The 12,839-nt window shown below is 63.9% G+C and carries 11 protein-coding genes; 8 read left to right on the forward strand and 3 right to left on the reverse strand.

All coding sequences use genetic code 11. The features are described from left to right. Window positions 1–35: 35 nt before the first annotated feature. Entirely contained in the window at window positions 36–1,184 is a 1,149-nt protein-coding gene (locus ACESL5_RS04125; protein ID WP_372591520.1) for an efflux RND transporter periplasmic adaptor subunit, read from the reverse strand. A 262-nt stretch (window positions 1,185–1,446) separates the two neighbouring features. Here ACESL5_RS04125 and ACESL5_RS04130 point away from each other — a divergent pair, with 262 nt between their 5' ends. Then, window positions 1,447–1,791 carry a histidine triad nucleotide-binding protein gene (locus ACESL5_RS04130; RefSeq protein WP_372591521.1) on the forward strand — a complete coding sequence of 115 codons (345 nt, stop codon included), beginning with the start codon at window positions 1,447–1,449 and terminating at the stop codon, window positions 1,789–1,791. 14 nt (window positions 1,792–1,805) lie between these two features. Here ACESL5_RS04130 and rsgA read toward each other — a convergent pair whose 3' ends face one another. Together rsgA and mgtE are read right to left on the reverse strand one after the other, a co-directional pair. Continuing rightward, complete coding sequence (rsgA, locus tag ACESL5_RS04135; protein ID WP_372591522.1) at window positions 1,806–2,783, reverse strand: ribosome small subunit-dependent GTPase A; 978 nt, start codon at window positions 2,781–2,783, stop codon at window positions 1,806–1,808. 4 nt (window positions 2,784–2,787) lie between these two features. Beyond that, window positions 2,788–4,233 carry a magnesium transporter gene (gene mgtE / locus ACESL5_RS04140; protein ID WP_372591523.1) on the reverse strand — a complete coding sequence of 482 codons (1,446 nt, stop codon included), beginning with the start codon at window positions 4,231–4,233 and terminating at the stop codon, window positions 2,788–2,790. 246 nt (window positions 4,234–4,479) lie between these two features. On the opposite strand from mgtE, the gene orn reads away from it, so the two are divergent. From orn to ACESL5_RS04175, 7 genes are all read left to right on the forward strand, one after another. Continuing rightward, entirely contained in the window at window positions 4,480–5,025 is a 546-nt protein-coding gene (gene orn, locus ACESL5_RS04145; RefSeq protein ID WP_372591524.1) for an oligoribonuclease, read from the forward strand. A gap of 92 nt (window positions 5,026–5,117) precedes the next feature. After that, the gene (dapB, locus tag ACESL5_RS04150) at window positions 5,118–5,930 is read left to right on the forward strand and encodes a 4-hydroxy-tetrahydrodipicolinate reductase (RefSeq protein ID WP_372591525.1); all 813 of its coding nucleotides are present in this window, start codon (window positions 5,118–5,120) and stop codon (window positions 5,928–5,930) included. Between the two features lie 220 nt (window positions 5,931–6,150). Next, window positions 6,151–7,311: a glutamine-hydrolyzing carbamoyl-phosphate synthase small subunit gene (carA, locus tag ACESL5_RS04155; protein ID WP_372591526.1), complete on the forward strand. Its 1,161-nt coding sequence runs from the start codon at window positions 6,151–6,153 to the stop codon at window positions 7,309–7,311. Between the two features lie 54 nt (window positions 7,312–7,365). Beyond that, window positions 7,366–10,599: a carbamoyl-phosphate synthase large subunit gene (carB, locus tag ACESL5_RS04160; RefSeq protein ID WP_372591527.1), complete on the forward strand. Its 3,234-nt coding sequence runs from the start codon at window positions 7,366–7,368 to the stop codon at window positions 10,597–10,599. After that, window positions 10,596–11,078: a transcription elongation factor GreA gene (greA, locus tag ACESL5_RS04165; RefSeq protein ID WP_372591528.1), complete on the forward strand. Its 483-nt coding sequence runs from the start codon at window positions 10,596–10,598 to the stop codon at window positions 11,076–11,078. The genes carB and greA overlap by 4 nt, the downstream gene beginning before the upstream one ends. Before the next feature lie 66 nt (window positions 11,079–11,144). Further along, entirely contained in the window at window positions 11,145–12,425 is a 1,281-nt protein-coding gene (gene serS, locus ACESL5_RS04170; protein ID WP_372591529.1) for a serine--tRNA ligase, read from the forward strand. Then, window positions 12,422–12,694 (forward strand): acyl carrier protein, encoded by a 273-nt coding sequence (locus tag ACESL5_RS04175; RefSeq protein ID WP_372591530.1) that lies wholly within the window; start codon window positions 12,422–12,424, stop codon window positions 12,692–12,694. Before serS ends, ACESL5_RS04175 begins: the two co-directional genes overlap by 4 nt. Window positions 12,695–12,839: the final 145 nt, after the last annotated feature.

Raw genomic sequence — 12,839 nt, forward strand, 5'->3', positions numbered from 1 at the left:
ACGGCAAGAACCGTGAACGTGGAATCGATGGCCTATCAACGGCTCTCGTCTTTGTATTCCTGTGGCTCGATGGTGGCTCCCGGACGCACCTTCAGAAGGCCGTCGGCCACGATACGGTCTCCCGACTCAAGCCCCGATTCGATGATCCGTCCCTGCTCACTCATCGGGCCAAGCGTCACGCGGCGCTGCTCGACCGCGTTCTCGTCATCAACGACGAACACGACGGTACTGCCAGGCTCCGCACCCGTGCCGATGGCCGTTTCGGGAACGATCAGGGCACCCTTCGGTTCCGCCACCAGCAGGCGGACACGGACGTAGCGGTTAGGCCGGAGCACGTCGCCGGGGTTGTCGAATACACCACGCAACAACATGGAGTTCGTGCCGCGATCGATGCTCGCGGCACGGTAGTTCAGTTCGCCGGTGACCGGCTCGCCATCGGGACCGGCCACGTCGACCAGTTCGGCGGGTGTAGTGTTTTCAGGTTGGGGGTTGAGGGCGGGAGAGTCGGCAAAGGGATCATCCACGGGGAAGGAAACCAGCACCTGGATCGGATCGATTTCCTCGATGGAGACCAGGCGATCGCCGACCCCCACGAGGTTGCCTGCAGACACGGCCCGACGGCCGGCTATACCCGGGATGGGCGCCGTGACCTCGGTGTAGTCGAGGTTGATCTGGGCTGATTCCAGCCGGGCCCTTACCACCGCAAGCTCGGCCTGAGCGGTCTCGAGCGCCGAACGGGCGTCATCGCGCTGCTTCTCGCTGGCCACTCCGCGTTCGAACAGGGAACTGATCCGCCTCCAGTCGCGCTGGGCCGCAGCGAGCGTCGCCTCGGCAGACGCCACGTCGGCCTGCGCTTCATTGACGGCTGCCTGATACGGTCGCGGATCAATGCGGAACAACGGATCGCCTTCCTCGACCCGGCTGCCCTCGGTGTACTCCCTTGACTCGAGGATGCCGTCGACCTGGGCGCGCACCTCCACGTGGCGGTTCGCCTCGGTGCGCCCGGTGTACGTCTTGAATACCTCGGTGTCGGTCGGCTCGACTGAGAAGACGGGCACCTTGGGAGGCGGGCGATCGCCCCCCGCCTGGGCCCAGGACTGGCCGGTCATGCCCAGAGCCAGTGCCAACGAGACAAGCAGCTTGCTGCCGGCGGACAATGAAGAAGTGCGCAATGCGGTCGACATGGAAGATCACCGAGCTTGTTGGCCGGCCTGATGCCGGCCGGGTTCTTGCCGAGTCTCGGGCAGTCGGCGAGACGACTCGTGTATCGCCTGCCCACCCCTCGTATACTGGAAACAGTTAGTGTACTAACGAATACCCCTGCCAGCAAAGAGAAACGTGTGCTCGCGTCGGACATCGCCGAGCCTACGATTCATCTGTCAGGCGAGAGCTTGGATACGTTAGGCTAGACCGATAGGAAATTCACGCCGAAAGGAGCGTTTCACGGTGAGCGAGACCATATTCAGCAAGATCATCAAACGGGAAATACCGGCCGACATCATTTTCGAGAACGAGCGGGTGCTGGCATTCCGTGACATCAATCCCCAGGCACCGGTACACGTCCTGGTCATCCCCAAGAAGGCGATTCCGACCGTCAACGACATTCACCCGGAGGATCAGGAACTGATCGGAGAGCTGTTCACGGTTGCCGCCCAGATCGCCGCGGAAGAGGGCATCGCGAAATCGGGCTATCGCACGGTGTTCAACTGCAATGAAGATGGTGGCCAGGAGGTCTATCACCTCCACCTGCATCTGATGGGTGGACGTGTGATGCACTGGCCGCCGGGCTGATGAGGAACTGAGTTTCAGTCCGTCTTCAGCAACTCCTGGTATTGACGCAGTCGCCTGGCCAGGATCTTCCCCTCGTCGACGGCGGCAAGGACCGCGCAGCCCGGTTCGTTCATGTGACGGCAGTCATTGAAACGACAGTAGGCGGCCGCCTCGGCTATCTCGGGAAAACCGGCATCCAGTACTTCTTCCGGCACCTGCTCGAGCGGGAAGTCCCTCAGGCCCGGGGCATCGATCAGGCCGCCGGGCATGTCGGCAAAGCGGTACAGCGTGCTGGCTCTGGTGGTGTGCGTACCTTCCCGGTTGAAGGCCGATATCTCACCGATGGCAGCATCGCCGGCCAGGGGGGTGATCTCCCGGGTCAGGCTGGTCTTGCCTACCCCGGAAAGGCCGATCATGAGGCTGGTACGGCCGGCCAGCGCGGTTTCCAGTTCATCCATGCCCCGACCGGTCTTGACCGAGGTCCAGATCACGGGGAAACCCAGCCCCTGCCAAAGGGCCAACGTCGTCTCGATCTCCTCGAGGTCCGCCGGCGCGGTCTTGTCGAGAAGATCCGCCTTGTTCAGGAGGATCAGCGGTCGAGCTGGAAGCGCGAGCACCGCGACCAGGGTGCGCTCGACCACTTCCGGGTTCATCCAGGGCAGGGGGGCGGTGACGATGATGACCTGATCGATGTTGGCGGCCATGAGCTTCTTCTTGCCGTAGGCATCCGGTCGAACGAGCAGGTTGACTCGTTCCTCGCGCTGTTCGACGACGACGTGACCATGATCGTCATGACGCCAGCGAATCCGGTCACCGGTGGCCAGGCGCCCCACGGTTCGCCGCGCCCGGGCGCGGTGAAGCTTGTGGACATCGTCTTCAATCAACAGGTCGTGCCCGTGGTGGGTGACCACCACCCCGGTGAGCAGGTCGTCGCCGACCGGGGTCTGCCCGACTCTCCGACGGCGGTCGACCTGGCGCTGCTGCTGCTTGGTGAGTTTCGGTCCCCGTGCCATGGCGTCAGAGAAGGAAGAGCGTCGCGAGGCCGAGGAAGATGAAGAACCCCCCCGAGTCGGTGATCGCGGTGATCATCACCGAGCTCCCCAGGGCAGGGTCCCGTCCCATCCGGGTGCGCACGACCGGTATGGTGACACCGAAGAAGGCTGCGCTCAGGAAGTTGAGCGTGACGGCGGTCATCATTACCAGCGACACACCGAGGTTCTGGTACATGAGGAAAGTTGCCCCGGCCAGCACGCTACCCCAGACCAGCCCGTTGATCAGGGCCACCTTCAGCTCCTTCCCGTAGAGCAGTCGGATGTCATCACCGCCCAGCTTTCGGAAGGCCAATTCACGGACGATCATGGTGATGGTCTGGTTGCCGATGTTGCCGCCCATCCCCGCAACGATCGGCATGAGTACCGCCAGGGCGACCAGTTGCTGGATCGATCCCTCGAACAGGCCGATCACCTGGGCGGCGATCAGCGCGGTGACGAGGTTCACGGCCAGCCACGGCGCCCGGTTGCTCACACTCTTGCGCACCGGCGCGAATATGTCCTCTTCCTCGGACAGACCCACCTGGGAGAGGCGCTCTTCGTCACTCGACTCGCGGATGTAGTCGACTACCGCATCGATGGTGACGCGCCCCACCAGACGGTCCACTTCGTCGACCACCGGCGCACTGACCAGATCATAGCGTTCGAAGGCATCGGCACCGTCACGGGCCTTGTCCTCCGGGTGAAAACGCACGGCGCCGCTCTCCATCACGTCGGCAACGACGGTGTCCGGATCGTTGAGCAGTAGTGTCTTGAGATGGATCACGCCCTCGAACAGACCGTCCCGGTCGACCACGAAGAGCTTGTCCGTGTGATCGGGCAGGGACTCCATGCGCCGCAGGTAACGGAGGGCGACTTCGATGGTCACGTCACCGCGAACGGTCACCAGGTCGAAGTCCATCAGCGCGCCGATCATGTCCTCCTCGTAGGACATGACGAACCGCAACTTCTCGCGGTCGTCGATCGGCAGGGTGGTGAACACCTCCTGCATCATCCCCTCGGGGAGGTCCGGTGCCAGGTCGGCCAGCTCGTCGGTATCGAGGGTATTGGCGACGTTGAGGATCTCGTCGCGGTCCATGACCTGGATCAGGCTGTCGCGGACCGAGTCGGAGACTTCCAGCAGCACCTCGCCGTCCCGTTCCGGGCGCACCAGCTCCCAGGCGACCAGACGTTCTTCCTGCGGCAGGGACTCCAACACCTTGGCGATGTCCGCCGCGTGCAACCGCTCGATTTTCTCGGCCAGCCGCGAGAGCTGCTGGTTACGGACCACTTCTTCCACCAGCACTCTGGGCACGTCCGAATCGCCGTGCTCCCCGAACTCGTCGACCTGGTCGCCGCGCGAGAGGGTGTCGCGGATCTCGCGGATCAGCGCGTCCATCTCCTCCTGGCGATCGATTTCGGTCAGTTCGGGCATGGGGGCACAACACCTCGTGGCCTTGAGAAGGGCGGAAGACCCGTCCAGGAATCGGAAACCGGCCGGCAACCGAGCCGGCGACAGTATAGCCGACGCCGGCGTGCCGGGGCAGGGGATTCCATATGCGAGCGCCCTTCCGAGACACCGATCACGGTCCGGTCCGACCGTCCGGGAAGACGAACATGCTAGGCTCTTGGCGTTCCCCGATTACCGGGATTTCGACAGCGCAACAAGACAGGGATCCAAGTGCATCGACCTGAAGAGAACCTGATCTGGATCGATCTGGAGATGACCGGGCTCGACCCGGCGCGTGACACCATCATCGAGATCGCGACCCTGGTCACGGACAAGCACCTCAACGTGCTCGCCGAAGGGCCCGTGGTCGCGATCAGCCAGCCGGAGTCGGCCCTTGCCGGCATGGACGAATGGAACCAGCGCACGCACGGCCAGAGTGGACTGATCGAGCGGGTACGTCGCAGCGACTGCAGCGTGCGCGACGGTGAGGTCCAGACGCTGGAATTCCTGCGTGCGCACGTCCCGGCGGGCGTGTCGCCGATGTGCGGGAACAGCATTTGCCAGGATCGGCGCTTTCTCGCGCGCCTGATGCCGGAACTCGAGGCCTACTTCCACTACCGGAACCTGGACGTGTCGACCGTCAAGGAACTGGCCCGGCGCTGGCAGCCCGACGTCCTGTCCGGGCTGAGAAAGAACGCCACTCACCAGGCGATGGACGATATCCGTGCCTCGGTGGCCGAGCTGTCCCATTACCGCGCCGGCTTTTTCCGGCTCTGAGCCGCCCGGTCTTGGTAGACTTGGTCGGGCCATGCTCGCAGGGTCTCCCGGGTGAACAGCAAGCACGAAACAAGCGGAGTGAACCAGATAACATGAGTACGAAAATCGGGGTGGTCGGCGCCAACGGCCGCATGGGACGAAACCTGATCGAGGCGGCCCACCACGGCGCACACACGCAGATCGGGGCGGCATTCGCCCGTTCGGGAAGCCCGATGATTGGCCAGGATGCCGGCCAGGTCGCGGGGATCGGGCAGATCGGTGTGCCGGTCGTGGGTGACATGGCGGACCACTGTGATGCATTCGACGTGCTGGTGGACTTCACGTCCATCGAGGCCACCATGAGTCATCTCGAAGTCTGTCGTCGCAACGGTCGGGCCGTGGTGATCGGTACCACCGGCCTCTCCGAGGCCCAGAAGGACATGCTTCGCGAGGCGTCCATGGACATCCCGGTGGTCTTCGCTCCCAACATGAGCATCGGCATCAACGTGCTACTGCAGGTGCTTGGCCAAGTCTCGAGCATGCTGGGTGACGACTACGACGTCGAGATCATCGAGGCGCATCATCGGCACAAGGTCGATGCGCCTTCGGGCACTGCCCTGCGCTTGGGCGAGGCGGTGGCTGACGCCCTGGACCGCGACCTCAGCCGGGTGGCGATCTACGGTCGCGAAGGGATCACCGGAGAGCGCCCGCCCGAAACCATCGGGTTTTCCACCATCCGGGGCGGCGACGTGGTCGGTGACCATACCGTCCTGTTCGCCGGCATCGGGGAGCGGGTGGAAATCACCCACAAGGCGTCCAGTCGCATGACCTTCGCCAAGGGGGCCATTCGTGCCGCCCACTGGGTGGCCGACAAGCCCGCGGGACTGTACGACATGGCACACGTGCTGGGACTCAAGCCGGTTTAACCGGAATCGGTTTTCCCGGCGGCCATGCCGCATTCGAAGCCGCTTCGCGCAACGATCACCCCCAACGCACACGTGGACAGCCGAGGGGGCTTTCAGTCATAATTGCCCCAATTGGTCGGCCGTCTTCCACGGCGGTCCGCTTGTGCCTGGCCGCCCCGGTCGATAGCGATGCCATGCATCCGGCCTCGGGGCGCAGATCGACACGACAATTCTTGGGGGAATGTTCTTGGATAGCACGGCCTCAGACGCGACACCCGCGCTCCCGGCAAACACGGCGCTCCTGGCTCTCGAAGACGGGAGCGTTTTTTACGGAACGTCGATCGGCATCGACGGGGAGTCGGTAGGCGAGGTGGTTTTCAATACCGCCATGACAGGCTATCAGGAGATCCTCACCGATCCGTCCTACCGTCGACAGATCGTGACACTGACTTACCCCCACATCGGCAACGTCGGCACCAACGCCGAGGATGCGGAGTCGGATTCGGTCCACGTGGCCGGCCTGGTGATCCGCGATTCCGGCGAGATGAGCAGTTGGCGCGGCACGCAGACCCTGCGCGACTACTGCCAGACGAACCGTCTGATTGCCATTTCGGAAATCGACACCCGCGAGCTCACCCGCCGGTTGCGGGACAAGGGCGCCATGAACGGTTGCCTTGTGGCCGGTGCCGAACTCGATGCCATTGCCGCGGTCGAGAAGGCGCGCGCGTTTGCGGGGCTGGCCGGCATGGACCTCATCCCGGAGGTTGGCACCGACGAGAAGCGCGAGTGGACGGAAGGCAGCTGGTGGGTCCGCGACGAGACTCGCCCCGAAGCCACCCGCCACGTAGTGGCCTACGACTACGGCTTCAAGCAGAACATCCTGCGCATGCTGGTCGATCGCGGCTGCCGGATCACGCTGTTTCCTGCGGACGCTCCCGTCGAGGACCTGCTCGCCGAGAAGCCGGACGGCATCCTGGTCGGTAACGGTCCCGGGGATCCTGCCGCCTGCACCAAGGCCATCGGCGACATCAAGTCGTTCCTCGAGTCGGGTATCCCCCTGTTCGGCATCTGTCTCGGGCACCAGTTGCTCGCGCTGGCCAGCGGTGCGAAGACCAGCAAGATGAAGTTCGGCCACCACGGCGCCAACCACCCGGTGCAGGACATCGAGAGCAAGCGCGTGCTGATCTCCAGCCAGAACCACGGCTTCGCGGTCGAGGAGGGCAGCCTGCCGGAGAACGTCCAGGCAACGCACCGCTCGCTTTTCGACGGCAGCCTGCAGGGCATCCGGCGCACCGATTGCGCCGCCTTCAGCTTCCAGGGCCATCCGGAGGCCAGCCCGGGCCCTCAGGATCTCGACATTCTGTTCGATCAGTTCGTCGAGAGTATCGACGCCCGCCGCTGAACCCATCTACCGAGAATATTGACTGTCCAGCCACGGCTGACAGGTGAGTCGAGCATGCCAAAGAGAAACGACATCCAGAGTGTACTGATCATCGGGGCCGGTCCCATCGTCATCGGTCAGGCCTGCGAGTTCGACTATTCGGGCGCCCAGGCCTGCAAGGCGCTGCGCGAGGAAGGCTTGCGGGTCATCCTGATCAACTCGAACCCCGCGACGATCATGACCGATCCGGAGATGGCCGATGCGACCTACATCGAGCCGATCACCTGGGAGGCGGTCAGCGCGATCATCGAGAAGGAACGTCCGGATGCGGTACTCCCGACCATGGGCGGCCAGACGGCGCTCAACTGCGCGCTGGACCTTCATCGTCACGGGGTGCTCGAGCGTTTCGGCTGCGAGCTGATCGGTGCGAGCGAGGACGCCATCGACATGGCCGAGGACCGCGAGCGGTTCAAGCAGGCGATGGCCGAGATCGGCCTGTCCACGCCCGCCTCGACGGTGGTACACACCTTCGACGCGGCCATCGCCGCACAGGCCGAGATTGGCTTTCCCGCCATCATCCGCCCCTCCTTCACCATGGGCGGCACCGGTGGCGGCATCGCCTACAACCGCGAGGAGTACGAAGAACTCGTGCGCCGCGGTCTCGATCTCTCGCCGACGAACGAACTGCTGATCGAGCAGTCGGTGCTCGGCTGGAAGGAATACGAGATGGAGGTCGTGCGCGACAAGAACGACAACTCCATCATCATCTGCTCGATCGAGAACCTCGATCCGATGGGCGTGCACACCGGCGACTCGATCACCGTGGCACCGGCGCAGACCCTGACCGACAAGGAATACCAGGTCATGCGCAACGCCTCGCTCGCGGTGCTGCGCAAGATCGGCGTGGAGACCGGGGGCTCGAACGTGCAGTTCGCGACCAACCCGGAAAACGGCGACATGATCGTCATCGAGATGAACCCGCGGGTGTCGCGTTCCTCCGCGCTGGCCTCGAAGGCCACGGGTTTCCCGATCGCCAAGGTTGCCGCCAAGCTCGCCATCGGCTATACCCTCGACGAACTGAAGAACGACATTACCCGTGGCGCGACGCCGGCATCCTTCGAGCCGACCATCGACTACGTGGTCACCAAGATACCGCGTTTCACATTCGAGAAGTTCCCGGTGGCCAATGACCGCCTGACCACGCAGATGAAATCCGTGGGGGAAGTGATGGCCATCGGCCGGACCTTCCCGGAATCCCTGCAGAAGGGCCTGCGCGGTCTGGAAATCGGCCGGGATGGCCTGGACGAGGTGCTCGAGGGCAGCCTGTCCGACGACGACGTGGAGGACAAGCTGGTCCGCGAGTTGCACGCGCCGGGTGCTGAGCGCATCTGGTACGTGGCCGAGGCCTTCCGCCGCGGCTTTGACGTCGAGCGCGTCCACCGGCACTCCTTCATCGACCGCTGGTTTCTCCGTCATATCCGCCATTTGGTGGAAACCGAGGAGACCCTGCGGGGTACCGCTCTCAAGGAAATCGGTTCGGATCGGATGTACCAGCTCAAGCGTCTGGGTTTTTCCGACGCGCGCCTGGCCAAGTTGCTCGACGAGACCGAGAGTACCGTCCGCTCCCATCGTCATGCGCTGGGCATCCGCCCGGTCTACAAGCGGGTGGACACCTGTGCTGCCGAGTTCCCGACCTCGACGGCCTACATGTACTCCACCTACGAGCCGTTCTGCGAGGCGGAACCGACCAACCGCGACAAGATCATGATTCTCGGCGGGGGACCCAACCGCATCGGGCAGGGCATCGAGTTCGACTATTGCTGTGTTCATGCCGCGCTCGCCCTGCGGGACGATGGTTACGAAACCATCATGGTCAACTGCAATCCGGAGACGGTCTCCACCGACTACGACATCTCCGACCGACTGTATTTCGAGTCGCTGACCCTCGAGGACGTGCTCGAGATCATCGAGATCGAGAAGCCGCGGGGCGTGGTGGTGCAGTTCGGTGGTCAGACGCCGCTCAAGCTCGCCCGTGACCTCGAGAAGGCAGGGGCGCCGATCATCGGGACCACGCCGGATGCGATCGACCGGGCCGAGGACCGCGAGCGCTTCCAGGACATGATCCACAAGCTGGATCTCAAGCAGCCGCCAAACCGCACGGCCAAGTCCGCCGACCAGGCGATCCATCTGGCCGCGGAGATCGGCTACCCGCTGGTGGTGCGCCCGTCTTACGTGCTCGGTGGCCGGGCGATGGAGATCGTCCATGACGAGGAGTCGCTCAAGCGCTACATCCGTGACGCGGTCAAGGTATCCAACGAGTCGCCGGTACTGCTCGACCGGTTCCTCGACGATGCCACCGAGATGGACATCGATGCGGTCTGCGATGGCGAGGACGTGGTCATCGGCGGCCTGATGGAGCACATCGAGATGGCCGGCGTGCACTCGGGCGACTCGGCCTGCTCGCTGCCGCCCTACACGGTTTCGCGCGAGGTCCAGGACCGGGTGCGCGAACAGATCAGTGCGATGGCCCGCGAGCTGAACGTGGTCGGTCTGATGAACACCCAGGTGGCCATTCAGGGTGACGACATCTACATCATCGAGGTCAACCCCCGGGCATCGCGGACGGTGCCGTTCGTCTCCAAGGCCGTCGGCATTCCGCTGGCCCAGGTGGCGGCGCGCACGATGGCCGGTATCAGCCTCAAGCGTCAGGGCATCTTGGCCGAACGCATCCCGCCGTTCTATTCGGTCAAGGAGGCGGTGTTCCCGTTCATCAAGTTCGCCGGTGTCGACCCGCTGCTCGGACCCGAGATGAAGTCCACCGGCGAGGTGATGGGCATCGGCCGCGAGTTCGGCGAGGCCTTTGCCAAGGCCCAGGCCGGTGCGGGAAACTCACTGCCGCTCTCCGGCACCGCCTTCGTCTCCGTCAAGAAGGGCGACTACAAGGGTGTCGAATCCGTGGCCCGCGCCCTGGTCGAATGGGGCTTCACCCTGGTGGCCACTCGCGGCACGGCCAGGTTCCTCAGTGACCGTGGCCTGTCGGTCACCCAGGTCAACAAGGTGACCGAGGGCCGGCCCAACGTGGTCGACATGATCAAGAACAAGGAGATCGCATTGATCGTCAACACGACCTCCAACAGCCAGCAGTCACGGAGCGATTCCTACGAGATCCGCCGCGAGGCCCTGCATTACCGGATTCCGTACTTCACGACCCTGGCCGGTGCCGAAGCCATGGCTCTGGCCCTGAAGTACCTGCATCAGCCGGTTTCGGTCAACCGTCTCCAGGACCTGCACCAGGAGTGTGTTGCATGAAACAGACACCGATGACGGCCGCCGGGGCGGCCAAGCTCGAGGAAGAACTCAAGCAGCTGCGCAGCGTGGAACGCCCACGGATCATCGCGGCGATTGCCGAAGCGCGCGAGCTGGGCGATCTCAAGGAGAACGCCGAGTACCACGCGGCGCGCGAGGAGCAGGGCTTCGTGGAAGGGCGCATCAAGGAGATCGAGGCCAAGCTCTCGCATGCACAGATCATCGACGTCACCCGCATGCCGCCGGGCGACAAGGTGATCTTCGGTGCGACGGTCGAGCTGCTGGACCTGGATACCGACGAGGAGATCCGCTACAAGATCGTCGGTGACGACGAGGCCGACATCAAGCAGAACCTCATCTCGATCCATTCCCCCATCGCCCGCTCGCTGATCGGCAAGTCGGTGGGCGACGAGGTCGATTTCAAGGCACCTGGCGGTCATACCCGCACCTTCGAGATCGTCGAGGTCGAGTACATCGCCTGACCACGAGCATCGCGCCCGCAACCGGCGCGTCGATGTCGGCAACCCATTCACACCATCGGATAATCCATGCTTGACGCGCGAGTTCTTCGTCAGGAAACCGAACAGGTCGCGGAACGGCTGGCCCGCCGCGGCTTCACCTTCGACCAGGAGCGCTTCGAGGCGCTCGAGGCGGAACGGAAGACCCTCCAGGTGGAGACCGAGTCCCTGCAGGCCCGCCGCAACGCCGAGTCCAAGAAGATCGGCAAGGCCAAGGCGCAAGGGGAGGACATCCAGCCCCTGATCGCCGCGGTCGGTGAGCTCGGCGAAAAGCTCGACTCGACAAAGGCTCGACTGGCGGAGATTGCCGAGGAACTCGAGGCCTTTCTGGCCGGCATCCCGAATCTACCCGACGACGATGTTCCCGCCGGCGAGTGCGAGGACGACAATGTCGAGAAACACGTCGCGGGCGACATTCCGTCGTTCGATTTCGAGCCGCGCGACCATGTCGACATCGGGGCTGGGCTGGCCGGTATGGATTTCGAGGCCGCCGCGAAGCTGACCGGTGCCCGTTTCGTCACGATGTCCGGACCGGTCGCACGGCTTCATCGGGCCCTGGCGCAGTTCATGCTTGATCGGCATACGCTCGAGCATGGCTACCGCGAAGTGGAGGTCCCGTTCATCGTCCATGCCGATTCACTGTATGGCACCGGCCAACTGCCGAAGTTTGCCGATGACCTGTTCCGGATCGAGGGCGAGGCCCCCTGGTATCTCATTCCCACTGCCGAAGTGCCGGTGACCAACCTGGTCCGTGACGAGATTCTCGACCGGGATGCCCTACCGCTGAAGATGGTGGCGCATACGCCGTGCTTCCGTTCGGAGGCAGGCGCCGCCGGTCGGGATACCCGCGGGCTGATTCGCCAGCACCAGTTCGAAAAGGTCGAACTGGTTCAGATCGTTCCGGCGGGCGAGTCCGAGCGCGCACTCGAGGAACTGACCGGGCACGCCGAGGCGATCCTCGACGCCCTCGGGTTGCCATACCGTCGCCTGGTGCTGTGCACCGGCGACATGGGTTTCTCAGCAGCCAAGACCTACGACCTGGAAGTCTGGCTACCGGGGCAGGGCAAGTATCGCGAGATCTCGTCGTGCTCCAACACGCGCGACTTTCAAGCCCGCCGCATGGGTGCGCGGGTACGAGGGGCGGACGGCAAGCCGGAGCTGGTTCACACCCTCAACGGATCGGGACTTGCCGTCGGACGTACGCTGGTCGCGGTACTGGAAAACTACCAGTGCGAGAACGGCGACGTGATCGTCCCGGAAGTGCTGCGTCCCTACATGGGTGGCATCGAACGGCTCGAGGCGCTTTCATGACGGTCGTGATCAACGATCCGTTGTTCGTTCAGGTCCGTGAAACGATCATCAGGACGCTCGATCTGCCCGGCCCCGCCCAGCGCTTCTCTCCTGACAGCGGCCTGTTCGGCGAGTTGCCGGAGCTGGACTCCATGGGCGTAGTGTTGCTGCTGACCGCGCTCGAGGACCGGTTTGACATCCAGCTGGCCGACGACGAGATCGACGCGGAATGGTTCGTGACCTTCGGCACCGTCACCGATTTCATCCGACGGCGTACCGAAGACGCCTGAGACGACTTCCCGGGTATACCCCGCATAAGAAAACCGCCCTCCGGACGAAGGGCGGTTTTCTCGTTATCGACGACAGGGCCCTGCGGCCCTTGCTTCATTCGCCGGTCAGCTGGTGATACTTCTCCATCAACTGGTCTTCGGTCTC

Source organism: Guyparkeria sp. (assembly GCF_041687595.1).
In the GTDB taxonomy this organism is placed as follows: domain Bacteria; phylum Pseudomonadota; class Gammaproteobacteria; order Halothiobacillales; family Halothiobacillaceae; genus Guyparkeria.

What these genes read in the sequence shown, in the direction of transcription:
- ACESL5_RS04125 (WP_372591520.1), bottom strand. Translation starts at nt 1,184, where the DNA reads ATGTCGACCGCATTGCGCACTTCTTCATTGTCCGCCGGCAGCAAGCTG.
- rsgA (WP_372591522.1), bottom strand. Translation starts at nt 2,783, where the DNA reads ATGGCACGGGGACCGAAACTCACCAAGCAGCAGCAGCGCCAGGTCGAC.
- mgtE (WP_372591523.1), bottom strand. Translation starts at nt 4,233, where the DNA reads ATGCCCGAACTGACCGAAATCGATCGCCAGGAGGAGATGGACGCGCTG.
- dapB (WP_372591525.1), top strand. Translation starts at nt 5,118, where the DNA reads ATGAGTACGAAAATCGGGGTGGTCGGCGCCAACGGCCGCATGGGACGA.
- carA (WP_372591526.1), top strand. Translation starts at nt 6,151, where the DNA reads ATGTTCTTGGATAGCACGGCCTCAGACGCGACACCCGCGCTCCCGGCA.
- carB (WP_372591527.1), top strand. Translation starts at nt 7,366, where the DNA reads ATGCCAAAGAGAAACGACATCCAGAGTGTACTGATCATCGGGGCCGGT.
- greA (WP_372591528.1), top strand. Translation starts at nt 10,596, where the DNA reads ATGAAACAGACACCGATGACGGCCGCCGGGGCGGCCAAGCTCGAGGAA.
- serS (WP_372591529.1), top strand. Translation starts at nt 11,145, where the DNA reads ATGCTTGACGCGCGAGTTCTTCGTCAGGAAACCGAACAGGTCGCGGAA.
- ACESL5_RS04175 (WP_372591530.1), top strand. Translation starts at nt 12,422, where the DNA reads ATGACGGTCGTGATCAACGATCCGTTGTTCGTTCAGGTCCGTGAAACG.